This is a genomic window from Verrucosispora sp. WMMA2121, assembly GCF_027460185.1.
In the GTDB taxonomy this organism is placed as follows: domain Bacteria; phylum Actinomycetota; class Actinomycetes; order Mycobacteriales; family Micromonosporaceae; genus Micromonospora; species Micromonospora palythoicola.
Genome location: NZ_JAPZBH010000001.1, coordinates 11,968 through 34,628, shown reverse-complemented (window position 1 = coordinate 34,628; position 22,661 = coordinate 11,968). Strand labels below are relative to the sequence as shown.

21 protein-coding genes are annotated in these 22,661 nt (G+C 69.9%); 2 read left to right on the top strand and 19 right to left on the bottom strand.

Annotated features, from left to right (window positions below; translation table 11 throughout):
* Positions 1-33: 33 nt before the first annotated feature.
* The 4 genes from argJ to O7605_RS00160 form a co-directional block, all read right to left on the bottom strand.
* Complete coding sequence (gene argJ / locus O7605_RS00175; protein WP_269737349.1) at positions 34-1,200, bottom strand: bifunctional glutamate N-acetyltransferase/amino-acid acetyltransferase ArgJ; 1,167 nt, start codon at positions 1,198-1,200, stop codon at positions 34-36.
* Entirely contained in the window at positions 1,197-2,198 is a 1,002-nt protein-coding gene (gene argC / locus O7605_RS00170; RefSeq protein WP_269737348.1) for an N-acetyl-gamma-glutamyl-phosphate reductase, read from the bottom strand. The genes argJ and argC overlap by 4 nt, the downstream gene beginning before the upstream one ends.
* A 152-nt stretch (positions 2,199-2,350) precedes the next feature.
* Positions 2,351-5,767 (bottom strand): P-loop NTPase, encoded by a 3,417-nt coding sequence (locus O7605_RS00165; protein ID WP_269737347.1) that lies wholly within the window; start codon positions 5,765-5,767, stop codon positions 2,351-2,353.
* A gap of 5 nt (positions 5,768-5,772) precedes the next feature.
* Entirely contained in the window at positions 5,773-6,483 is a 711-nt protein-coding gene (locus tag O7605_RS00160) for a hypothetical protein (protein ID WP_269737346.1), read from the bottom strand.
* A 227-nt stretch (positions 6,484-6,710) separates the two neighbouring features.
* Here O7605_RS00160 and O7605_RS00155 point away from each other — a divergent pair, with 227 nt between their 5' ends.
* Positions 6,711-7,829, top strand: a complete 1,119-nt coding sequence (locus O7605_RS00155) for an IS630 family transposase (protein WP_269737345.1) — start codon at positions 6,711-6,713, stop codon at positions 7,827-7,829.
* A 31-nt stretch (positions 7,830-7,860) separates the two neighbouring features.
* On the opposite strand, the gene O7605_RS00150 is transcribed toward O7605_RS00155, so the two are convergent.
* From O7605_RS00150 to O7605_RS00095, 12 genes are all read right to left on the bottom strand, one after another.
* The gene (locus O7605_RS00150; RefSeq protein ID WP_269737344.1) at positions 7,861-8,886 is read right to left on the bottom strand and encodes an NAD-dependent epimerase/dehydratase family protein; all 1,026 of its coding nucleotides are present in this window, start codon (positions 8,884-8,886) and stop codon (positions 7,861-7,863) included.
* 8 nt (positions 8,887-8,894) lie between these two features.
* Complete coding sequence (locus O7605_RS00145) at positions 8,895-9,674, bottom strand: glycosyltransferase family 2 protein (RefSeq protein ID WP_164445141.1); 780 nt, start codon at positions 9,672-9,674, stop codon at positions 8,895-8,897.
* Entirely contained in the window at positions 9,674-10,876 is a 1,203-nt protein-coding gene (locus O7605_RS00140; RefSeq protein ID WP_269737343.1) for a nucleotide sugar dehydrogenase, read from the bottom strand. The genes O7605_RS00145 and O7605_RS00140 overlap by 1 nt, the downstream gene beginning before the upstream one ends.
* 231 nt (positions 10,877-11,107) lie before the next feature.
* On the bottom strand, positions 11,108-13,684 hold the full coding sequence (gene pheT, locus O7605_RS00135; protein ID WP_269737342.1) for a phenylalanine--tRNA ligase subunit beta: 2,577 nt from the start codon (positions 13,682-13,684) through the stop codon (positions 11,108-11,110).
* Positions 13,685-13,720: 36 nt separating this feature from the next.
* On the bottom strand, positions 13,721-14,788 hold the full coding sequence (pheS, locus tag O7605_RS00130; protein WP_269737341.1) for a phenylalanine--tRNA ligase subunit alpha: 1,068 nt from the start codon (positions 14,786-14,788) through the stop codon (positions 13,721-13,723).
* A 213-nt stretch (positions 14,789-15,001) separates the two neighbouring features.
* On the bottom strand, positions 15,002-15,799 hold the full coding sequence (locus O7605_RS00125; protein WP_269737340.1) for a TrmH family RNA methyltransferase: 798 nt from the start codon (positions 15,797-15,799) through the stop codon (positions 15,002-15,004).
* A gap of 65 nt (positions 15,800-15,864) precedes the next feature.
* Positions 15,865-16,257: a 50S ribosomal protein L20 gene (gene rplT, locus O7605_RS00120; protein WP_093404272.1), complete on the bottom strand. Its 393-nt coding sequence runs from the start codon at positions 16,255-16,257 to the stop codon at positions 15,865-15,867.
* Between the two features lie 32 nt (positions 16,258-16,289).
* Positions 16,290-16,484 carry a 50S ribosomal protein L35 gene (gene rpmI / locus O7605_RS00115; RefSeq protein WP_093404274.1) on the bottom strand — a complete coding sequence of 65 codons (195 nt, stop codon included), beginning with the start codon at positions 16,482-16,484 and terminating at the stop codon, positions 16,290-16,292.
* Positions 16,485-16,504: 20 nt separating this feature from the next.
* Positions 16,505-17,155 carry a translation initiation factor IF-3 gene (gene infC, locus O7605_RS00110; RefSeq protein WP_269737339.1) on the bottom strand — a complete coding sequence of 217 codons (651 nt, stop codon included), beginning with the start codon at positions 17,153-17,155 and terminating at the stop codon, positions 16,505-16,507.
* Between the two features lie 302 nt (positions 17,156-17,457).
* Positions 17,458-17,940 (bottom strand): PH domain-containing protein, encoded by a 483-nt coding sequence (locus O7605_RS00105; protein ID WP_269737338.1) that lies wholly within the window; start codon positions 17,938-17,940, stop codon positions 17,458-17,460.
* Between the two features lie 71 nt (positions 17,941-18,011).
* Entirely contained in the window at positions 18,012-18,857 is an 846-nt protein-coding gene (hisG, locus tag O7605_RS00100) for an ATP phosphoribosyltransferase (protein WP_269737337.1), read from the bottom strand.
* Positions 18,858-18,904: 47 nt separating this feature from the next.
* The gene (locus tag O7605_RS00095) at positions 18,905-19,168 is read right to left on the bottom strand and encodes a phosphoribosyl-ATP diphosphatase (protein ID WP_088947482.1); all 264 of its coding nucleotides are present in this window, start codon (positions 19,166-19,168) and stop codon (positions 18,905-18,907) included.
* Between the two features lie 137 nt (positions 19,169-19,305).
* Here O7605_RS00095 and O7605_RS00090 point away from each other — a divergent pair, with 137 nt between their 5' ends.
* Entirely contained in the window at positions 19,306-20,166 is an 861-nt protein-coding gene (locus O7605_RS00090; protein WP_269737336.1) for an ABC transporter substrate-binding protein, read from the top strand.
* A 107-nt stretch (positions 20,167-20,273) separates the two neighbouring features.
* On the opposite strand, the gene ribH is transcribed toward O7605_RS00090, so the two are convergent.
* From ribH to O7605_RS00075, 3 genes are read right to left on the bottom strand one after another with little or no spacing between them, the layout of a single operon-like run.
* Complete coding sequence (gene ribH, locus O7605_RS00085; RefSeq protein WP_269737335.1) at positions 20,274-20,774, bottom strand: 6,7-dimethyl-8-ribityllumazine synthase; 501 nt, start codon at positions 20,772-20,774, stop codon at positions 20,274-20,276.
* Between the two features lie 5 nt (positions 20,775-20,779).
* A complete protein-coding gene (locus O7605_RS00080) occupies positions 20,780-22,042 on the bottom strand; it encodes a bifunctional 3,4-dihydroxy-2-butanone-4-phosphate synthase/GTP cyclohydrolase II (protein WP_269737334.1) in 1,263 nt (420 codons plus the stop codon).
* Entirely contained in the window at positions 22,039-22,659 is a 621-nt protein-coding gene (locus tag O7605_RS00075; RefSeq protein ID WP_269737333.1) for a riboflavin synthase, read from the bottom strand. The genes O7605_RS00080 and O7605_RS00075 overlap by 4 nt, the downstream gene beginning before the upstream one ends.
* Positions 22,660-22,661: the final 2 nt, after the last annotated feature.

The following is a 22,661-nucleotide window of genomic DNA, read 5'->3' as shown; positions in this document are numbered from 1 at the left end:
CTGCGGGACTCCGCTGCGCTGCGTTCCTCGCGCTCACGTTGAGTAGGCCGAGTTCTCGTGCACGTAGGCGTGCGACAGGTCGTTCGTCCACACCGTCGCCTCGGCGGTGCCGGCGTGCAGGTCGATCCGGATGGTGACGTCCCGGCCGGAGAGGTCGACCTTCGAGCGGTCCTCGGCGGCGGCGCCGGCCCGACAGACCCAGACACCGTTGACCGCCACGTCGACCGCGTCCGGCTCGAAGGCGGCGGCGGTCGTGCCGACAGCGGCGAGGATCCGGCCCCAGTTCGGGTCGTTGCCGAACAGCGCGGTCTTGACCAGGTTGTTGCGGGCCACCGACCGGCCCACCTCGACCGCGTCGTCCTCGTCGGCGGCGCCGACCACCTCGATGGCGATCTCCTTGGTGGCCCCCTCGGCGTCGGCGAGCAGCTGCCGGGCCAGGTCGTGGCAGGCGGCGGTGACCGCCGAGGTCAGTTCCGCCTCGCTCGGCGTGACACCCGAGGCACCGCTGGCCAGCAGCAGCACCGTGTCGTTTGTCGACATGCAGCCGTCGGAGTCCACCCGGTCGAAGGTGACCCGGGTGGCCGCCCGCAGCACCGCGTCGAGCGTCGCCGGCCCGGCCACCGCGTCGGTGGTGAGGACACAGAGCATCGTGGCCATCCCCGGGGCGAGCATGCCCGCGCCCTTGGCCATGCCGCCGACGGTCCAGCCGGCACCGGAGACAACGGTGGTCTTCGGCCGGGTGTCCGTCGTCATGATCGCCTCGGCGGCGACGCCGCCGTGGTCACCCAGGCTCTCGACAGCAGCGGCGACCCCGGGCAGGAGCCGGTCCATGGGTAGCCGCTCGCCGATCAGGCCGGTGGAGCAGACGGCCACCTCACCGGCACCGACCTGGTACGCGTTGGCTGAGGTCAACGCGGCGGCGGTGTGCTCGGCGGTGGCGTGGGTGTCCTGGAAGCCGGCCGGGCCGGTGCAGGCGTTCGCACCGCCGGAGTTGAGCACCACCGCCCGTACGCGGCCACCCTGGACCACCTGCTGGGACCAGAGCACCGGCGCGGCCTTGACCCGGTTGGTGGTGAAGACCCCGGCGACGGCGGTGTCGGGGCCCTCGTTGACCACCAGCGCCACGTCCGGCCCACCGCTGGTCTTGAGGCCGGCGGCGACCCCGGCCGCCCGGAATCCCTCGGGAGTGGTCACGGTCATGGCGCGGTCCCCCACACGGACAGGCCCGTGGTTTCGGGCAGACCGAACATCAGGTTGGCGTTCTGCACCGCCTGGCCCGCGGCACCCTTGCCCAGGTTGTCCAGCGCGGCGACCACGATCAGCCGGCCGGAGTCGACATCGACGCCGGCCTGCAGGTGGCAGGAGTTGCCGCCCAGCGTGGCGGCGGTGTGCGGCCACCGCCCCTCGGGCAGCAGGTGCACGAACGGTTCGTCCGCGTACGCCCGCGCCAGCACCGCGCGCGGGTCGGCCTCGCCGGTCGGCAGCGCGGTGACCGTGGCCAGGATGCCGCGCGGCATGGGCGCCAGCACCGGCGTGAACGACAGCCCGGTCGCCCCGGTGGCCTGCTTGATCTCGGGTACGTGCTGGTGTGCGCCCACCTTGTAGGGCGACAGGTCGCCCATCACCTCACTGGCCAGCAGGTGAGCCTTGGCCACCCGGCCCGCACCCGAGGTGCCGGACGCGGCGACGACCACCACGTCGTCGGGTCGGGCGGCACCGGCGGCGATCAGCGGCGCCAGCGCCAGGGTGATCGTCGCCGCGTAGCAGCCGGTGCTGGCCACCCGTTCGGCGGTGGCGATCCGCGCCCGCTGGCCGGGCAGCTCGGGCAGGCCGTAGGTCCACGCGCCCGCGTGCGGGCCGCCGTAGTAACGGGCCCAGGCGTCGCCGTCGGCGAGCCGGTGGTCGGCGCCGAGATCGACGATCCGGACCCCGGCGGGCAGTCGCGCCGCCAGGGCGGCGGACTCACCGTGCGGCAGCGCGAGGAAGACCAGATCGGCCTCGGCCAGCACCTCCGGCGTGGTCCCGCCGAGGGTGATGTCCAGCCCGGTCAGCTGCGGGTGAACGGCCTCGACCGGTTGCCCGGCCTGGCTGTGCGCGGTCGCGGCGACCAGGTCGAACTCGGGGTGCCCGGCGAGCAGACGGAGCAGCTCACCACCGGCGTACCCGCTCGCCCCGGCGACCGCAGCCCGAATCCCCATACCCACCTCCGCATGAATATGCATACGAGGCTAGCAGCAACGCAACGGTCATCGCAAGTTCATGCGTGGTGATGCATTACCATGAGAAGTTGCCCACGACCTCCACGTCCGCCAGGGCCGACCCAATGCCGCTGGCGACGGGCCGTCGCCACTCACAAGGGAATGGCCTGGTCCTCCTCAGCCTCCACCATCTTCTTCAGCGCGGGCGAGTATTGATCCGCCACGGAGCGGAAGTGAACGTTCAGATTAAGCAGCCGACGCCCGATCTCGATCCAGCGGAGAATACGGCGCGCGATGTCCTGTCGCTCGTCAACCGTGAAGAAGCTTCCACGCTGCAACCACAGCGTCCCGTCCTGCACAATGGTGGCGAAGGTGTGTGGCGAGCGATCGCCCTCCTGCGAGGCCACCCGTTCAAGTTCCTTGAACGCCTCCGCAGCCTCCGCGTGCAGCACACTGTCCGCAGGGCTCTCATTGGCCCGACGCAGGCACACCATCCCCCAGGTCGTAACGACCTTGAAGTGGTCTAAGCCACCCTCGCAACCCCTCGCGGTTTCCAAGTAGGTTGCCGCCAAGTCAAGGTTCCGCTTCTCCAATTCGTAAGAACCACACTGCAACCAATAGTGGAAGTCGTCCTTGAGGTAATCGTGCAGTTCGCTGTACACCTCACGAACGGTCTTGACAGACAACCCAGACTTGATCATAACTCGATGGTTGATCAACGCTACCATAGCACGGCGCGTGGGATCATTACGATCCGTTATGCCGGAACCACGTTGCACGTAGAAAAGAAGCAACTGTTCGAAAAGCTGACGAAAATACGCCTTGTCCCCGCGGAGGGACTTCTCCATCGCCTCCGCCACTACGCGGTGTCGCGTCCTAATGTGACCAGACTCTCGCCTGACCAGCATTCGCCGCGAACTGATTAGGCCCTCGATTGCGCGGTTAACGGCAGTGTCGGGCGGACCGTCCGAAGCGATCTGAAGCAGCGCATTCTGCGGAAGCGTCAGGGAGCGATCCTCATACTGCAGCGCCTCGAACATACAAACGGTGGCATATATGTTGCGCTCCCGCTGGTCGAGTTGGTCGAACTCGCTGTTTACTCGCTGCTCGAAGCGGTAACCGGTTATCACCTCCACCATCGCTGCCATCAAATCTCGGTCACAGACTTGGCGCAGTCGCTCGATCCTGGCTGCGTGCAGCTTCAGCTTCTTGAGCTTGCCGAGCTGGCGATACGTATCGAGGCGGCGCACCAACGCGTCCAGATCCTCGTCGGTCAGCCGCAGTGGCGGCACCTGAGTCAAACCGGGTACCTCGTCTAGGAGATGCCCGCGGGTGCTCCGGATCGTCGCGGCGACGAGCACATTTCCTCGACGGCCGAGCCGGGTCATAAGTCGGGCGGCTTCGGCACCGAAGATGTCGACGTCGTCGATGAGCACGGCATCCAGGCCGAGGGCAATGCACTCTTCGAACACGTCCTGGCTAGACTTAGTCGTAGCCCGGTCTACCCACCCCACCGCTAGACCCTTCGTGTGCAGGGCCATCGCGAACTGCATCAACGTCGTCGATTTGCCGGTGCCCGACCGGTCGTTGAGCACCAGCACAGGCCGCTGGGGGACGGATGCCTCGGCCGCCTTCAGCATCGTGCTCAGTGTCGACAGCGACGCGGGAATGGCCTCTTTGACATCCCCCCAGGTCGGGTCCGTGCCCCTAAGATAGAATGGATCGCCTTCAGGTGCCGCCTCCAACAGGGCGGAGACCATCTGCACCCCCGCATTGCGGTCCTGCACAGCTCGCATACGGGCGCGTAGCTGAATGCCGCGACGGATCGGCTCACGGCTCGTACCGAGTTGGTGCCGCGCCAACTCGGTGATCCCGACCGGTAGTTGTGCAAAACCAGCGCCAGCAAGCTTCCAGGCGACTATCGGATCATTCCCCGGCGCGATCACAAACCTCGGCGGTTGTCCCGTCGCAGGACCATCCTCCCCAACAAGCGCGTCCAGGTACAGCGACATGTGCCGGCTGTTGATTTCTTTAGACACGAACACCACCGGGTGCGTGATCAGATCCGCCTTCATCTGGCGAAACCACCGCGCGCGCGATCCCCGACCCCGATCGTCGATGTCGAAGACCACCGGAGCGACAGGGGTGCCCGGGGCGATGCCGTTCATGGCCACCACCTCAAGCTCCGGACGGAGGCTGCCGGGTGCCTCTCCGTGAGCGTCGACCACCACCACGTCCGCGCCTACCTGCACGCGTTCCGCTATTGCCGCGAAGATGTTCGTTCCGGTGCAGTCGTAGATGCGGTACCACGGTGCCAGCAGCAGACGCATGGCCGTCTTGTTGATCGCCGAGCCGGTGTCGACCAGCATGCCGGCAACGGTGCGGCGGACAAGGGCTGGATCCACCTGTCGCAGCCGGTTCATGACCTCAGCGAGAGCAACCCGCCCGTCGGTCTGCGCTGGTAGGTACTCTGCTAACGCCTCGAAAAGAGCGTCAGGAGTGCTCAGTTCAGTCTCCCACTCGCCGCACGACTCGGCCTCGATCCCGGAAGTAACCACAAGGACCGCGTTGCCGGTAGCGATGGATTGATCAAGGGCTCCGAGCAGGCCGAGTAGCTCCTCGTTAGTCGTTCGCAACGGCTCGCCGCCGTCGTTAACCGAGGAGGAAGGCTGCACCTTAGGTTGTGCCGGGCTTGCCGACTCATTCGAGACCGGTGCCATCACGTCGAGGCGATGGACTCGCATCTGGTCGGTCAACCGGACGTTCCCGGCCCCGTCTCGACCTGCGATGAGAAGGCTGACCCCTGGTTGAGCCATGTTCCAACCGGCAGCGGACGTCGGTCTTGGGCGTCCGACGATCGGAAAAGCGGGAACCGGCGCAACCGGCGCGAAATTTGCCGGGGCCAACGCTGTTACGAGCGCGAAGGCGTCTACTGGCGGCTGCCCGTTCGTGTCTCTCAGGAATGCCGGCATCTGCATCGGATGAAGCGTGGCGAGATCCTCACCGGCATCGACGGCAAGCATCCGGAATGCGGTGTTAGCCACTGCCAGTCCAAGTCGTACCCCGCCCGCATCAAGTACCACCCCTACGTCGCCGGGAAGCGTGCCATCCCACCGTCCCGACTCTGGCTGGTAATGCTCGTACCATCTGATGAAGTGGGCGAAACTGTCCCGGATGACCTCTTCCACATCGGGGGTCTCGCCTGCCCAAAAGCTCTCCTGTACCTGTGGCCACCAGTCGGTCAACGACCGCACGGTCACCAGCGAGGAGGCCCGCGGCTGCCGATCATGAGGCCCGGGCGCCGCTAGGACGACAGGCAGTTCCTGGAGTCCAGGCGCCTCGAGGCATTCGCGCAGAACGCGGTCGACCAGCGCGGTGAGGGTCTCAAACTCAGGCGCAGAAGCATTCGTGGTCAGGTCACCGACAAGAACGATGGAATCAAGCGAGCCACCCTCCTCGTGCAAACGCCCAATCGCGTTGACGGCCGCCTCAATGATGTCCGTGGCAACCGCTGACAGGGCGGGTTCGCCGCACAACAGCAGGATCGCCGGATCGTGCCCCAATGCCATGCTGGCTAGCCCTCCCTAGTCAGTGTCCCTGCCACCGCGCTGCGCGGGATCCGTAAGGTCACCTGCCCATCGGTGCCACAGCGAGGAACTGTGATCGCGACGTACTGGCCACCCAATGTCGTCACGTCGATGTCGCCTTCGAGGCGCTCTAATGGGGCGTTACATAGCGTGGCAAGCAACCCTTGGCCCTCCGCACCGAGAATGAGGACTCCACGCCGCGACTTGTCCGGTTGTTCCATGAGAAGTGCGGTGGTGAAGGTGAATACCGTGGCCACCAGCGCGAGCACGGATACGATATTCGCCATGCTCTGCCGCCGATCTATCTGCAGCGCCTCGCGGTCAGCACGCTTGAGGACCTCCTCGATGAGCGAACGAGCGTCACGTGCCGCTGGCGCGGCTTCAGGTCCTACCGGCACGGAAGTGGCGATCGCACGCACGTATAGGACGGCGGCAAGTAGCCACAGACCCACGGCAACGCATCCGCCGGCACGAGTTAACTGCGGGGCGTTCGCCAATGATGTCAGGGTGAAGGTCGCCACCAGTGCCCCGGCGAACACGGTGACCACCGACTGTCCCGCCTGTGCCCTGGTCCGAGCCCCACTTGCGGTACGAACTCGGTCCGGATAATAAGCATGAACGACGGCCTCTTGGACCGAGCCCAGCAACGGATCAGAGGACGGTTCCGGCATATGAAGAAGTCCCTCGTTCTTGTTCACGAAGGACTGTAGGCGGTTGCTCTACTGACGGGTTGGAAGTGTAAAAAGACCGACACAATCATAAGACAGGGAGCTCTCGGCTGCTGTTTGGCAGGCTCCCGCTATGTCTCAGGCATAGCGGGAGGCCCTTCTGAGACCTAGTGCCGTGACCACGAACGTTCACGGTGTTGGTTGACACGCCGCGCGGCCTGTCGGGCGGGCGGCGTTGTGCGGGTCAGGCTGTGGCGGTGGCAGATCTTGTACGCGTGCGGCGGCTGAGTGACCAGGAAGGTCAGCAGCTGCTCAGAATCACCCGCCGGGGAACCGGTTCTCCGATCCGACTACGGCGGGCGATGGTCGTGCTCGCCTCGGCCGGTGGGAACACGGTGCCGGCGATCGCCCGCTTGGTCCAAGCCGATGAGGACACGATCCGGCAGGTCATTCACCGGTTCAACGAGATGGGGATGGCCAGCCTGGACCCTCAGTGGGCGGGTGGCCGTCCCCGCCACATCAGTAGCGACGAAGAGCAGTTCATCGTCGAGACGGCCAACACCCGCCCCGAGAAGCTGGGGCGGCCGTTCACCCGGTGGAGCATCCGCAAGCTCGCCGACCACCTGCGCCTGCATGCCACCCGCCGGGTCCGGATCGGGCGGGAACGGTTGCGGCAGATCCTGCACCGGCACCGGATCACCTTCCAGCGGACCAAGACGTGGAAGGAGTCCACCGACCCGCAGCGCGATGCCGAACTCGCCCGGATCGAGTACGTCAGCACCCACTTCCCACAACGGGTGTTCGCCTTCGACGAGTTCGGACCCCTCGTGATCCGCCCCCAGCCCGGCGCCGGGTGGGCACCCGCAGGCCATCCGCACCGGCTGCCCGCGAACTACCACAAGCTGCACGGCGTCCGGCAGTTCCACGGCTGCTACTCCGTCGGCGACGACCAGCTCTGGGGTGTCGTCCGGCGCCGCAAGAGCGCCGCGAACACCCTGGCCGCACTCACGTCGATCCGCGCCGCCCGCCCGGACGGGGCACCGATCTACGTCATCCTGGACAACCTGTCCGCGCACAAAGGCCGCAAGATCCGGGCATGGGCGGCCCGCAACAAGGTCGAGCTCTGCTTCACCCCGACCTACGCCTCCTGGGCCAACCCGATCGAAGCCCAGTTCGGGCCGCTACGCACCTTCGTCATCGCCGGCTCCAACCACCCGAACCACCCGGCGCTGACTCGAAAGCTGCAGACCTACCTGCGCTGGCGCAACGCCAACGCCCGCCACCCCGACGTCCTGGCCGCCCAACGCCGCGAACGAGCCCGCATCCGCAGCGAACGCCAACAACGCTGGGGCCAACCCGCCGCCCTCGCAGCCTGACCCAACACCGCGAACCTTCGTGGTCAAGGCACTAGAGGCGGCCCTCGGCGACCGCGTCGGTCACCCAGGGGATGACCTCGTCGAGCATCTCATCCAGGGATGTGGTGGCGGTGAAGCCGAGCACCTCATGGGCCTTCGTGGTGTCCGGCACCCGCTTCTGTACGTCATGCTGGAAGGGGTCGTCGCTGACGTACCGGAACGGCACGTCCGGTCCCTTGATCTTGCGCCAGATCAGCTCGGCCAACTCCAGCACGGTGGTCGACTCAGCGGTGGAGAGGTTGAAGTCCTCGTTGGCCGCCGCCGGATGCTCGATGGCCAGCGCGATGCCCCGGGCCAGGTCCCCGCCGTAGGTGTAGTGCCGCACCTGGTCGCCCTCGCCGAGGATGTGCAGCGGATCCTGCCCCTTGACGATCTTCTGCACCAGATCGGGCACCACGTGCGACATGGCCAGCTTGACGTTGCCGGAGAGCACCTCGGCCTGGCCCAGCGCCCGCCCCTCCCCCACGCCGACGCAGTTGAACGGCCGCACGATCGTGTAGGGCAACCGGTACTGGTCCCAGGCCGCGCGGGCGTAGTACTCCACGGCCAGCTTCTGGAAGCCGTACGAGGACAGCGGCGGCGGGACACGTCGCTCGTCGCCTTCCCGGCTGGGCCAGTGCTCGGTGGACTCGAACACCATCGAGGAGGAGAGGTAGGTGACCTTGGACAGCCGGCCGTCGCGGTGGGCTCGGATCGCCGCGTCACAGGTCGCCGCCATGATCCGCTCGTTGGTGGCGAGCAGGTCGTAGGCGTACGCGTGGAAGTAGGAGATCCCGCCGATCATCGCCGCCCCGGCGACCAGGTGGTCGCAGCCGTCGAGCAGCCCGGTCAGCAGCTCGGTGTCGCGGGCGTCCCCCTCCACGAACCGGAACCGGGGGTTCCCCTCGTGGCTCTGGGCGACCGGACCGTACTTCGAGAAGTTGTCGACACCCACCACCTCGTGGCCGCGGTCCAGCAGCTCCGCGACGAGATAGCCGCCGATGAAGCCGGCCGAACCGGTTACCAGGATCTTCGCCACGAACGCTCCTATGCCGTCTTCTCGTACTCGGTGCCACGCGGAGCCGGCACGGCCGCCGTCCGCACCCGGGCGGTCAACTTCTCCCGGCTCAGCCGTCGACCGTAGGCGAACAGGTACCAGCGCAGGTAGCCGGGGAGGAAGCGGCCCAGGTCGAAGTGGGACTCGCCGAGCGGACGGTCCAGCCAGATGGTCGGAATCTCCGCCACCGGCAGGCGCAGCCGGGTGGCCTTCGCGGTCAGTTCCAGCCCGATCTCGAAGCCGGTCCGCGACTCGATGCCGACCTCCCGGACGAACGCCGTGTCGTACGCCTTGAAGCTGTTGGTGGCGTCGCGGGTGCCGGCCCGGGCGAAGGTGTAAAGACTTCGTCCCGCCCAGCGGGACATCATCCGCTTGAGCCTCGGCCCGCCGACCTGCTGACCACCCGGCATGTACCGGGAGGCCGCGGCGACCACCACCCCCCGGTCCACCAACCGGGCCAACTCGTCGATCTGCCGGGGATCGTCACACCCGTCGGCCATCGTCACCACCGCGACCGGTGCCAGGGCCGCGTCGATGCCGAACCGGATCGCGTTGGCCGGGCCCCGGCCGTAGGTGTTGAGCACCGCCCGGACCCTGGGGTCGGTACGCGCGATCCGTTCGACGTACGGGACCGTGGTGTCCTCGGGCATGTCGTGCACGATCAGCACCTCGGCGGGCAGCATCAGTTCACGCAGCATCCGCTCCAGGCAGCGGATGATCGCCTCGCCCTCGTTGTAGACCGGCACGATCACCGAGACCCGGGGATTCATCACACCCGTACCCCCTGCCCGGTCAGACCCCACATGTCGATCACCGGTTTGTCGGTGTCCAGGCGGGCGTACTGCTCATGCGGTGCGGCGATGACCAGCAGGTCGGCCCGGCGCAACACCTCGTCCAGGTCGACGAAGCGGTCGTCGGCCACGTACGGGTCGGTGCAGAGCGTCTCCCGGGTCTTCAACGCCAGGATCTTGCGCAGCTTGTACGCCAGGCTCTCCCGGGGGTCGTCGCTGCCGCCCTTGAAGGCCATGCCGAGGATGCCCACCGTCGAGGTGGCCAGGTCGAACCGGTCTTCCAGGCGGGACACCAGATACAGCGGCAACCCCTCGTTGATCAGCATCGCCGAGTGGCCGAGCACGAAGTTGTTCCGGTTGAACGCGGCCAGTTGCATGGTGTCCTTGAACAGGCACGGCCCGGCGGCGAAACCGGGCATCGGCAGATCGGCCGCACGCGGGTAGTCGTACGCCACTGCGTGCCGGATCCGGGCGAAGTCCAGCCCGAAGTCGTTCGCCATCATCCAGAACTGGTTCGCGGTGGCGAACTTGATGTACCGCCAGGTGTTGGTGAACAGCTTCGCCAGCTCGGCCTCCTCGGGTTCGAGCGGGACGATCTGGTCGGTCAGGTGCCGGAACAGCTCTTCCGCCCGCGCCAGCGCCTCCGGGGTCCGCGCGGCGACGATCTGCGGCAGCGTGAACAGCTCGGTCATCGCCCGGCCCTCGGCGATCCGTTCCGGGCAGAACGCCACGTCCGCGCGCAGGCCCTTGCCGGCCAGCAACTTCTCGGTCAGCGCGGTGACCCCGGGGTAGACGGTGCTGCGCAGCACGATCAACTGACCGTCGCGCAGGTGTTCGGCGCAGCGTTCCAACGCGCGGGGCACAGCACCGAGATCCGGGTTGAGGTGCTCGTCGACCGGCGTACCGACCACGACGACCAGGTGGTCCGAGATCCCGACGGCAGCGGGGTCGGTGGTGGCGCGCAACCGGCCGGCCGCCACCGCCTCGGCCAGCGGATCGGCCGCGCCGGGCTCGGCGAAGGGGAGGGTGGCCGCGTTGACGCCCGCGACAGCCTCGGCGTTGATGTCGTACAGCACGACGGACAGCCCGCGGGCGGCGAAGGCGATGCCCAGCGGCAGGCCCACCCGGCCACAACCACCGACGATGCAGACGTCGACCGAGGCGGGCGGATCATCGGACATGAGGGGGCTCCCGTGGGGGTGGCGGGTGTGATCCCAGGGTCGTCGGGATACAGCAGGCTAACCCCTCAGACGTGACTCGCGGGTAACCAAACAGCCACCGGTGTTGACCTTTCGGTCGATCCCGCACCTACCCCCTTGCCGCCGTCACCGACCGCACACCGCTCCCACTCCCGCAGTGAGCAAGGGCCCCTTCCCCGCACGAGGCGTCGGGAAGGGGCCCTTGCCCGCCGCTCAGGCGCCGCGGAGGGCGGCGCCGCAGCGTTCGGCGGCGCGGGCGACGGCGGCGTCGCGGGCGGCCACCGCCTCCTCGACCGTCAACGTGCGGTTCGGAGCCCGGAAGGTCAACTTGTAGGCCAGTGACTTGCGTCCGGTGCCGAGCTGCTCCGAGGCGTACACGTCGAACAGGCTGACCGACTCCAGCAGCTCGCCGGCACCCTCGACGAGTGCCTGCCGGACCTGCGCCGCCGGTACCGACTCGGCCACCACCAGCGCCACGTCGATCAGCGCCGGCGGGTAGCCGGAGACAGCGGGCGCGGCCGTCACCGCAGGTGCCGGCAGAGCGTCCAGGTCCAGCTCCATGGCGCAGGTCCGCCTCGGCAGTTCGAGCGTCGCCACGACCTGCGGGTGCAGCTCACCGGCGTGGCCGACGACCGCACCGTCGACCAGCAGCGCCGCGCAGCGGCCCGGGTGCCAGGGGGCGTACTCGGCCGAGCGCACCTCGACCTGCCGGTCCGGTATCCCGGCGGCGGCGAGCACCGCGCGGCCCGCCTCGACGGCGTCCGCCCAGCCGGCCGCCCGCCCGCCGCCCCACCAGCCGGCCGGCTCGATCTCACCGGTCAGCACGACGGCGACGTGCCGGGGCTGGTGCGGAACCACCGCGTCGGCGGCGGCGAACTCCGCGTCGGTAGGACGCCGGTCCACGCCCATCGGCGGCGGGCTGCCGGCATCCACCCGAGGCTGGAAGACCGTGCCGATCTCGTAGAGGGACAGGTCCCGCAGGCCACGGCCGAGGTTGCGCCGGACGATGCCGAGCAGCGGGCCGAGCAGCGTGGTGCGCAGCAGCGGCTCCTCCTCCGACAGCGGGTTGGCCAGCCGCACCGCCCGGCGGCGCGGGTCGTCGGCGGGCAGGCCGAGCTGGTCGGCCAGCTCGGTGGCGACGAACGGGTGCGCCAGTACCTCGACGTAGCCGCGCTCGGCCAGGGAACGGGACACCGCCCGGTGGCGTCGCTGCTGCCAGGTCAGGCCCCGGCCGGGCGGCGCGGTCGGCAGCACCGACGGCACCTTGTCGTACCCGTCGAGGCGGACCACCTCCTCGACCAGGTCCGCCGGATCGGTCAGGTCGGGCCGCCAGGTCGGCGGGGTGACGCTCAGCGCCTCGCCGTCTCCGGCGGCCACCCCCACCGAGCCCGGTTCCTCGGCCAGCCGGTCGGTGCCGCGCGCCACGGTGCAGCCGACCTGCTCCAGCAGCGCGACCACCCGGGCCGGCGGGTAGTCCACACCGACCCGCCGGCTGGGCAGGTCCGCCGGCAGGGTGACCGGGGTACGCGGCCGGACGTGGTTGATGTCCAGCACCTCCTCGCCGGCGGTGCCGCCCGCGTACGAGGTGAGCAGCCCGACCGCCCGGTCCAGGGCGACCAGCGGCAGCGCCGGGTCGACCCCGCGCTCCCAACGCTTCGCCGCCTCGCTGAACAGCTTGTGCCGGCGCGCGGTGCGACCCACCATCGCCGGGTCCCAGTGCGCGGCCTCGAAGAGCACGTTGACGGTGCCCGGCAGCACCTCGCTGGTCTCGCCGCCCATCACGGCGGCCAGTGAGATCGGCATGCCGTCACCCTCGGCGGCGACCGGGTTCGGCAGCCCGGCGTCGCAGATGACCATGTCCTCGGGGGCGAGGGCGCGGGTCACCCCGTCGAGCGTGGTCAGTTTCTCCCCCGGTACCGCCCGGCGCACCACCAGCGGGCCGGCGATCCGGTCGGCGTCGAAGGCGTGCATCGGCTGGCCGAGTTCGAGCATCACGTAGTTGGTGATGTCCACCGGCAACGAGATGCTGCGGATGCCGGCGATGGTCAGCCGTTGCCGCATCCAGTCCGGGGTCTGCGCCGCCGGGTCGACGCCGCGCACCATCCGGGCCGCGAACCGGTCGCAGCCGACCGGGTCGCGCACCTCGACCGGGTACGCCGGCTCGGCCGTGCCGGGCGTCGCGGGCATCCGGCCCCGGTCGGAGTAGTCGAGGCCGAGGCCGTGCGCCAGTTCGCGGGCGAGCCCGCGCAGTGACATCTGGTAGCCCCGGTCCGGGGTGATCTCCACCTCGACGATGACGTCGTCGAGGCCGACCACCGGACGGGCGTCGTCGCCGGGCGCCGCCACCACGTGCTCGGGCAGCACCAGGATGCCGGAGTGGTCGTCGCCCAGGCCCAGTTCCCGGGCCGAGCAGATCATGCCGCTGGAGTTGCGCCCGTACGTGCGGCGGGCACCGATGGCGAAGCCACCCGGCAGCACGCCGCCGGGCAGGATCACCACCACCCGGTCACCCGGGGCGAAGTTGCGGGCACCGCAGACGATTTCCTGCGGCTCACCGGTGCCGTTGGCGGCGCCCACGTTCACCAGGCAGAACCGGATCGGCTTCTTGAAGCCGGTCAGCTCCTCGATCTCCAGGACCTCGCCGACCACCAGTTGCCCGGTGACCGTGCCGGACAGGTCCACGATGGACTCGACCTCGATGCCGAGGTCGACCAGGGCCCGCTCCAGCTCGTCGACGGGCAGGTCGGGTACGTCGACGTACTCCCGCAGCCAACTGAGAGAAACTCGCATTATGGGTAACCACCGTCTCCGTAACTCGCGCCCGCACTAAGCCCCGTGGCCGAACGCCCGGGTGAACCGGACGTCGCCCTCGACCAGGTCCCGCATGTCGCCCACTCCGTGCCGGAACATCACCGTCCGGTCGATGCCCATGCCGAAGGCGAAGCCGGAGTAGACCTCCGGGTCGATGCCGCAGGCCCGCAGCACCCGCGGGTTGACCATGCCGCAGCCACCCCACTCGACCCACTGCGGGCCCTTGCGGTGCTCCGGGAACCACACGTCGAACTCCGCCGACGGCTCGGTGAACGGAAAGTAGTGCGGCCGGAACCGGGTCTTCGCCCCCGCGCCGAACATCGCCCGGGCGAAGTGGTCGAGGGTGCCCCGCAGGTGCGCCATCGTGATGCCCTTGTCCACCACCAGACCCTCCACCTGGTAGAAGACCGGGGAATGGGTGGCGTCCAACTCGTCGGTGCGGTAGACCCGGCCGGGCACCACCACGTAGATCGGCGGTTTGCGGCTGAGCATGGTGCGTGCCTGCACCGGTGAGGTGTGCGTACGCAGCACCAGACCGGAACCCTCCGGTGCGATGTGGAAGGTGTCCATCAGCCCCCGCGCCGGGTGGTCGGCGGGGATGTTCAGCGCGTCGAAGTTGGTCCACTCCAGCTCGACCTCGGGGCCCTCGGCCACCTCGTAGCCCATCCCGATGAACAGGTCGCTGATCTGCTCCATCAGCAGCGTGATCGGGTGTCGGGAGCCACGCGGGCGCCGGTCGTACGGCAACGTCACGTCGACTCGTTCGGCGACCAGGACCCGCTCGGCCTGCTCGCGCTCCAGCACCTCGGCCCGGGCGGCGTGCGCCTGCTCGATGGCCCGGCGGGCCTCGTTGACCCGCTTGCCGGCGTCGGCCTTGGCGGCCGGCGGCAGCGCGCCGATCTCGCGACGGGCCAGCGAGACCGGGGCCCGGTCGCCCAGGTGCGCCGGGCGCACCGCGGCCAGCGCGTCCGGGTCACCGGCGGCGGCGAACGCCTTCTCGGCCTCGGTCACGGCCTCGGCCAGCGCGGCCGGGTCCAGCAGGGCGACCTGCTTCGGGTCGTACGGATCGTTGCGGTAAGTCATGGCGTACGGGCACTCCCTCACGACGGCGCCGGCCCTCGCGGGCGGCTAGGCGAGTCTACGGACGCGCGGCTGTGCCGCAGCCCGCCGGTGGGAGTCGTGTGGAGAGCAGGTCAGGCCCGCCGCCCGCCGACACCGGCGGGCTGGCTAAACGAACGCCGTGGTGCGTTCACCATGGGGGCCGCGTCTCCTCCGTCATGCGCGCCTGACCTCGGGTCAGCGCTGTGCTCTGGCCGAAGCGTACAGGCAGACGGCCGCCGCCGCAGCCAGGTTGAGGCTCTCGGCCCGCCCGTGCAGCGGCACCCGGACCCGGGCGTCGGCGGCCTCGGCCAGGTCGACGGGCAGGCCGTGCGCCTCGGAGCCGAACAGCCAGGCGGTCGGTGCCGCCAGCCGGCCGGCGTCGACCAGCTCGTCGAGGTCAGATTCGCCGTGGCCGGTGGCGGCGAGCACCGTCAGTCCGGCGGCCCGGGCGGCGGTGAGCGTTGCGGCCGGGTCGCGTTCGCGTACCACGTCGACGTGGAAGAGGCTGCCGGCCGACGACCGGACGCACTTGCCGTTGTACGGGTCGACGGCGTCACCCGCGAAGATCACCGCGGTGGCGCCGGCCGCGTCGGCGGTCCGCAGCACGGTGCCGGCGTTGCCCGGGTCACGGATGCCGGCGAGCACGGCCACCAGCCGGGGGACGCGTGACAACGCGACCTCCAGGGACACGTCGAGGTGCCGGCAGACGGCGACCAGCCCCTGCGGGGCGACGGTCTCGGCGAGCGCGGCCAAGGCCTCGTCGGTCACCTCGGAGACGGGCACGTCGCCGCCGGCGGCGCTCGCCGCCAGATCGGCGTACCGGTCGAGGGCGGCCGGGGTGCCGAACAGCTCCAGCACGGTGCGGGGTCGGCTCAGCGCCTCCCGGACCGCCTGCGGTCCCTCGGCGAGGAACCGACCCGCGGCCTCGCGGTCGCGGCGACGCTGGAGTCGGCGCGCGGCCACCACCCGGGGCGTACGCGGTGTGAAGAGCATGGTCTCGGCCGCACGCGCGAGGCGTCCCCCGTTGCCGAGGGACGCCTCGCTGCGCTGCGTGGGACTCAGGCGGCCTGGGCGGGCGCGCCGCCGGTGCCCTCGGCCTGCACGGCGGCCCGGGCCAGCTCGACGATCGCCGCGAACGCGGCGGCGTCGTTGACGGCCAGGTCAGCCAGGATCTTGCGGTCGACCTCGATGCCGGCCAGGCGCAGGCCCTGGATCAGCCGGTTGTAGGTCATCCCGTTGGCGCGGGCACCCGCGTTGATCCGCTGGATCCACAGCTGCCGGAAGTCGCCCTTGCGGTCGCGACGGTCCCGGTAGGCGTACTGCATCGAGTGCAGCACCTGCTCCTTGGCCTTGCGGTACAGCCGGGAGCGCTGACCGCGGTATCCGCTCGCGGTCTCCAGCAGGGTACGGCGCTTCTTCTGGGCGTTAACAGCCCGCTTGACGCGTGCCATCTCAACTCCTTCTTGGATTCAGGTGGCGCGCGTCAGCGGCCGAGCAGCTTCTTGATGCGCTTGACGTCAGCCTTGGCCACCTCGACCACGCCCGTCAGCCGGCGGGTGCGGGTGGAGGGCTTCTTCTCGAGGTTGTGACGCAGACCGGCCTGCTGCTTCGTGATCTTGCCCTTGCCGGTCACGCGGACCCGCTTGCCCATCCCCGTGTGGCTCTTCATCTTCGGCATGTGGAACGTCTTCTCCCCTGTTACTGACCGCTGGTGTCAGCGGTCGTGCCGGTCTCACCGGCTGCTGCGCTCTCACTGGTCACCGCAGGTTCGGCGGCCGCGGCGGTGGCGGGCTCCTCCGCGGTCCGCTCCCGGGGTCCACCGCGGGACGCCGTGGCGGCGACCGCGGAGGCCTTAACGGCCCGGTGCGGAGCGAGAACCATGATCATGTTTCGGCCGTCCTGCTTCGGAGCGGACTCCACGTATCCCAGTTCCGTGATCTCGGACTCGAGCCGGCGCAGGAGCCGGTAGCCCAGCTCCGGGCGGCTCTGCTCGCGACCGCGGAACATGATCGTCACCTTGACCTTGTCACCGGCCTTCAGGAACCGCACCACGTGACCCTTCTTGGTCTCGTAGTCGTGCGGATCGATCTTCGGCCGGAGCTTCATCTCCTTGATGACGGTCTGCTGCTGGTTACGCCGCGCTTCGCGCGCCTTCAGTGCGCTCTCGTACTTGAACTTGCCGAAGTCCATGAGCTTGCACACCGGCGGGCGCGCCATCGGCGCAACCTCGACCAGGTCCAGATCGACGTCCGCGGCCAGCTGAAGGGCGCGCTCCAGCGGGACGATGCCCACCTGCTCACCCTCGGGGCCGACCAGTCGGACCTCACGTGCCCGGATCTGCTCGTTCACGCGTGGTTCGACGCTGATGGGGCCTCCTCGAGTCGGATCTTCATGCGTGGCCGACCCGGCGGCTCCCGGTGGGAGCCGGCCCGGAAAGTAGAAGGCCCCGGCGTATGCCAGGGCCCGCTCGACCGGTCGGCACGATCACAGGATCGCGCATCCGGCGCCGGGACGTGCCCGGAACCGGTGACCGGACCCGGACGCCACAGGCGGCGACTCGGGTGGGAGCAGGCGCTCCGCTTTCACGGCCGTCCTAACGGTTAGGACAGCCTGGTCGACTCGACAACACTACACCCTCGGCCAGCGGCTCCTCAAACCGGGCGCCGGCCCGCTGCCCGCTCAGCGAGCGCGGTCAGGTGCGCCTGGTGCAGGCGGCGCAGGGCGCGTACCCCGTCGACGGCGAGCTGCTTGTCGGCGGCCTGGAGGGCGACCACCGGCAGCAGGTCGTCGTCGTAGAGCTCCAGCGCCGCCCAGGGTGCCCCACGGTCGAACCGGACGCCGCGGACGACCTCCCAGGGCAGCTCGTACGAGCCGATGATGTTGCGGACCCGCACCCCCCGCACGTCCGCCTCGACCCGGGGTCGGGTGAACAGCAGGGTGCCCAGGGCGAACATGATCCCGAGCCCGATCATGGCCAACTGGTCGCCGCGCTGGAAGGTGCCGTACCCGTTACCGGTGGGGCCGGTGAGGGTGGTGGCGACCAGGGCGAAGACCACGACCAGCAGGATGGCCGACACCCAGCAGACCAGCCGGATTCGCCGGGGCCGCACCCGGACCACGTCGGTGTCACTCACCCCACCAGTCTGCCATCCGGTCGTACCCGGGCGGCCGCCGCCACACAGCGACGTACCGGCCCACCCACCGGTCACAGCCGGCAGGCGTGGATGTTGGTGACCAGGATCGCGCGGGCGCCCAGTTCGTAGAGTTCGTCCATGATCCGGTGCACGTCGTCGCGGAGCACCATCGCCTGCACCGCCACCCAGCCCTCCCGGTGCAACGGGGAGACCGTCGGCGACTCGATACCCGGGGTGAGCGAGCTGGCCCGGTCCAGCAGCCCGGCCGGCACGTCGTAGGCGAGCATCACGTAGCGGCGGGCCACCAGCACCCCGTGCAGCCGGCGCATCAGCTGCTCGGCCTGCGGGTGCGCCGCCGCGCCGGTGCGGCGGACCAGCACCGCCGAGGACTTCAGCAGGGGCTCACCGAAGACCACCAGACCGGCCTGACGCAGCGTGGCTCCGGTCTCGACCACGTCGGCGACCACGTCGGCGACACCCAGCCGGATGGCGTTCTCCACCGCACCGTCGAGCCGGATGACGTCGGCCTTGACGCCCAGCTCGGCGAGGTGCCGCTCGACCAGCCCCGGGTACGCGGTGGCGATCCGGTGCCCGCCCAGCTCCCGTACGTCGTCGACGTCGTCCGGACGGGCGGCGAACCGGAAGGTGGCCCGCCCGAAGTTCAGGTCGACCACCTCCTCGGCCGGCGCACCGGAGTCGATGAGCAGGTCCCGGCCGGTGATGCCGACGTCCAGGTCACCGGAGCCGACGTAGGTCGCGATGTCCTTCGGGCGCAGGTAGAAGAATTCGATGTCGTTCGCCTGGTCACGGCAGACCAGGTCCTTGGTGTCGGTGCGCTGGCGGTAGCCCGCCTCACGCAGCATCTGGGCGGCCGAATCGGCCAGCGCGCCCTTGTTGGGTACGGCGACACGCAGCATGACGGGAGTGCTCCTTCGATCGGGTCTCTGGTCGACGGCGGGGGCACTCACAGATGTCGGTAGACGTCCTTCAGGTCCAGACCACTGGCGAGCATCAGCACCTGGACCTGGTAGAGCAGCTGGGAGATCTCCTCCGCGGTGCGCTCGGGCCCCTCGTGCTCGGCGGCCATCCACGACTCGGCGGCCTCCTCGACGACCTTCTTGCCGATGAAGTGCACGCCCTTCTCCAGTGCGGCGACCGTGCCCGAGCCGGGGGTGCCGGCCGCGGCCTTGGCCTGCAACTCCGCGAACAACTCCTCGAACGTCTTCACGGAGACGGATTCTCGCAGTCGCCGAGGGTCGCCCCGAGCACCGGGTCGGTGGTGACCGGTGGACGGGACCGGCGCACCTGGCGGAGCGGTGGGACAACCCTTCGATCCTCGCCTATGTTGGTCGTACGCTGTCCGCCATGGTCACCACCCCGCGTACCCTCGCCTTCGCCTCCGCGGCGGCCGTCCTGCTCGCGGCCAGCGCCTGCACGCCGCAGGCCCAGCCCGCGCCCATGCCGACCGTGTCGATGGCGTGCGCCAAGGACAGCCTGCCCACCCAGTCGCCGGGCACCCTCACCGTCGCCACCGGCGAGCCGGCCGAGGCGCCGTGGTTCGTCGACGACCAGCCGGCCAACGGCAAGGGTTTCGAGTCCGCCGTCGCCTACGCGGTGGCGGAGCAGCTCGGCTACGCCCGCGACGACGTCACCTGGACCCGGGTGCCGTCCGACGCCGCCGTCGCCGCCGGGCCGAAGACCTTCGACTTCGGCATCGACAGGTACCCGATGACCGATGAGCACCGGCAGGCGGTCGACTTCTCCGCGCCGTACTACCTGGTCCGGCAGGCGGTGGTCGCGCTGGAGTCCTCCAAGATCGCCGACCGGAGGGCGCTGACCGAGCTGCGGGACGCCCGGCTCGGCGCCCGGACCGGCACGGCCGGCTACCAGGCCATCACCGATCTGGTCCGGCCGAAATCCGAACCGAGGACCTACAAGTCCGACGACGAGGCCACGAAGGCGCTGCGCGGCGGGCGGATCGACGGCCTGGTGGTGGACCTGCCCACCGCGTTCGACCTCACCGGCGGGGAGATCGACGACGCGGTGGTCGTCGGACAACTGCCCCAGGTGGGCAGCCCGGAGGCGTTCGGACTGCTGCTGGCAAAGGACTCGCCGCTGGCCGGCTGCGTCAGCGCGGCGGTCGGGCAACTCGCCGCCGAGGGCGTCCTCGAACAACTCGAACAACAGTGGCTCACCCAGGCCGCCAAGGCCCCCGACCTCACCTGACTCGGCCCTCCCCCGCCCTCCACCTCAAGTGTTGATCAAGAAGTTTTCGTCGCCCGAGCACGGTTTCTTGACGCGAACTTCTTGATCAACCGGGCAGGGGGTGGGGGTCAGGAGGTGAAGCCGACGCGCTGATTGGCGGAGGTGGCGACCTGGCGGATGGCCAGGGCGGCGTCGAGGGCGGCCACCGTCGACGACCAGCCCTTGTCCTCGGCGGAGTCGGGCAGGCCGGCGCGGTCGCGGGCCTGCTCGATGGTGTCCACGGTCAGCACGCCGTGGGCGACCGGCTTGCCCTCGTCCAGGGCGACCCGGGTCAGCCCGTCGGTGACCGACCGGCAGACGTAGTCGAAGTGGGCGGTGGCACCGCGCACCACCACGCCGAGGGCGACCACCACGTCGCAGCGCCGCGCCAGCGCCTGCGCCACCACCGGTAGTTCCACCGAGCCGGCCACCCGGGCCACCACCGCCCGGGCGCCGCACGCCTGCGCGGCGGCCACCGCCCGGTCGAGCATGTGGTCGGTCAGGTCACCGTGCCATTTTGCGGCGACCACACCGACGGTCATCCCGGCCGCGTCGACCGGAGCCGAACCCGGCTCCCCGAAACCCGCCATCTCGCCTACGCTCCGATCTCTGTGCCCGGCACCGTACGCCCCATCGGCGCTTCGGCGGCCTCGTCCAGCTGGTCCAGCAGGTGCCCCATCCGGTCCCGCTTGGTCCGCAGGTACCGTACGTTCTCCGGGTGCGGGCGCACCGGCAGCCCCTCGCGGCCGGTGATGGTCAGGCCGTAGCCCTCCAGCCCCGCCCGCTTGGCCGGGTTGTTGGTCAGCAGTCGCATCGAGCGCACCCCGAGGTCGTAGAGGATCTGCGCGCCGGTGCCGTAGTCGCGCGCGTCGGCCGGCAGCCCCAGGTCGAGGTTCGCGTCCACCGTGTCCCGGCCCTGGTCCTGCAACTGGTACGCCTGGAGCTTGTGCAGCAGCCCGATGCCGCGCCCCTCGTGGCCCCGCACGTAGAGCACCACGCCCCGTCCCTCGCGAGCCACCCGGTCCAGGGCGGCGTTGAGCTGCGGGCCGCAGTCACAGCGCACCGACGAGAAGACGTCACCGGTCAGGCACTCCGAGTGCACCCGGACCAGCACGTCGCGGCCGTCGCCGAGGTCGCCCATCACCAACGCCACGTGCTCGGCCGAGTCGTACTCGCTGCGGTAGCCCAGCGCCCGGAACACTCCGTGCTCGGTGGGCATCCGGGCGTCGGCGACCAGCTCGACCTGCTTCTCGGTACGCCGCCGGTAGGCGATCAGATCCGCGATGGTGACCAGGGTCAGCGAGTGCTCGGCGCAGAACTTCTCCAGGTCCGGCAGCCGCATCATGGTGCCGTCGTCGTTGACCAGTTCGCAGAGCACCCCGGCCGGGCGCAGCCCGGCCAGCCGGGTCAGGTCGACGGCCGCCTCGGTGTGCCCGGGACGGCGCAGCACCCCACCCGGACGGGCCCGCAGCGGCACCACGTGCCCGGGACGGGCCAGGTCCGTCGATCCGGTGGCCGGGTCGGCGAGCAGCCGGATGGTGTGCGCCCGGTCGGCCGCCGAGATGCCGGTGGTCACCCCCTCCCGCGCGTCGACGGTCACCGTGTACGCGGTCTGCCGCCGGTCCTGGTTGGTGTGGTGCATGGGCGGCAGGTCGAGCCGGTCGCACTCGCTCTCGGTGAGCGGTACGCAGATGAAGCCCGAGGTGTGCCGCACCGTGAAGGCCAGCAGTTCCGGGGTGGCCAGCTCGGCCGCGAAGATCAGGTCGCCCTCGTTCTCCCGGTCGGCGTCGTCGACCACCACGACCGGGCGGCCGGCGGCGATCTCGGCCAGGGCCTGCTCGATGTCGGCGAAGGTCATGCCGGCACCTCCGCCCCGTCGGCCGCGCGAGCGCCCAGCAGCCGCTCGACGTACTTGCCCAGCACGTCCACCTCCAGGTTGACCGGATCACCGACGGACCGGCTGCCGAGGGTGGTCGCCGACAGGGTGGTGGGGATCAGGCCGACGGTGAACCAGTCGTCGCCCACCTCGGCGACGGTCAGCGAAACCCCGTCGACGGTGATCGAGCCCTTCTCCACCACGTAGCGGGACAGCGCGGCGGGCAACCGGAACCGGACCGTCTCCCAGCGCGCCGCCGGCTCGCGGGAGAGCACCTCGCCCACGCCGTCCACGTGCCCCTGCACCAGGTGACCGCCGAGGCGGCCGCCCAGCGCGGCGGCCCGCTCCAGGTTGACCCGGTCGCCGGTACCCAGCGCGCCCAGCGCCGAGCGGCGCAGCGTCTCGCCCATCACGTCGGCGGTGAACACCCCGCCGTCGACCTCGACGACGGTCAGGCAGACGCCGTTGACCGCGATCGAGTCGCCGTGCCGTGCGTCGGAGGTGACCAGTGGGCCACGGACCGCTACCAGGGTCGAGTCCTCCGCCGTCGGGGTCATCCCGACGACCTCGCCCAGTTCCTCGACGATGCCGGTGAACATGC

Excerpts from the sequence above, each read along its gene's own strand:
- argJ (WP_269737349.1), bottom strand. The coding sequence starts at position 1,200 with ATGACCGTGACCACTCCCGAGGGATTCCGGGCGGCCGGGGTCGCCGCC.
- argC (WP_269737348.1), bottom strand. The coding sequence starts at position 2,198 with ATGGGGATTCGGGCTGCGGTCGCCGGGGCGAGCGGGTACGCCGGTGGT.
- O7605_RS00165 (WP_269737347.1), bottom strand. The coding sequence starts at position 5,767 with ATGGCATTGGGGCACGATCCGGCGATCCTGCTGTTGTGCGGCGAACCC.
- O7605_RS00145 (WP_164445141.1), bottom strand. The coding sequence starts at position 9,674 with ATGAATCCCCGGGTCTCGGTGATCGTGCCGGTCTACAACGAGGGCGAG.
- O7605_RS00140 (WP_269737343.1), bottom strand. The coding sequence starts at position 10,876 with ATGTCCGATGATCCGCCCGCCTCGGTCGACGTCTGCATCGTCGGTGGT.
- pheT (WP_269737342.1), bottom strand. The coding sequence starts at position 13,684 with ATGCGAGTTTCTCTCAGTTGGCTGCGGGAGTACGTCGACGTACCCGAC.
- pheS (WP_269737341.1), bottom strand. The coding sequence starts at position 14,788 with ATGACTTACCGCAACGATCCGTACGACCCGAAGCAGGTCGCCCTGCTG.
- O7605_RS00125 (WP_269737340.1), bottom strand. The coding sequence starts at position 15,799 with ATGCTCTTCACACCGCGTACGCCCCGGGTGGTGGCCGCGCGCCGACTC.
- rplT (WP_093404272.1), bottom strand. The coding sequence starts at position 16,257 with ATGGCACGCGTCAAGCGGGCTGTTAACGCCCAGAAGAAGCGCCGTACC.
- rpmI (WP_093404274.1), bottom strand. The coding sequence starts at position 16,484 with ATGCCGAAGATGAAGAGCCACACGGGGATGGGCAAGCGGGTCCGCGTG.
- hisG (WP_269737337.1), bottom strand. The coding sequence starts at position 18,857 with ATGCTGCGTGTCGCCGTACCCAACAAGGGCGCGCTGGCCGATTCGGCC.
- O7605_RS00090 (WP_269737336.1), top strand. The coding sequence starts at position 19,306 with ATGGTCACCACCCCGCGTACCCTCGCCTTCGCCTCCGCGGCGGCCGTC.
- ribH (WP_269737335.1), bottom strand. The coding sequence starts at position 20,774 with ATGGCGGGTTTCGGGGAGCCGGGTTCGGCTCCGGTCGACGCGGCCGGG.
- O7605_RS00080 (WP_269737334.1), bottom strand. The coding sequence starts at position 22,042 with ATGACCTTCGCCGACATCGAGCAGGCCCTGGCCGAGATCGCCGCCGGC.
- O7605_RS00075 (WP_269737333.1), bottom strand. The coding sequence starts at position 22,659 with ATGTTCACCGGCATCGTCGAGGAACTGGGCGAGGTCGTCGGGATGACC.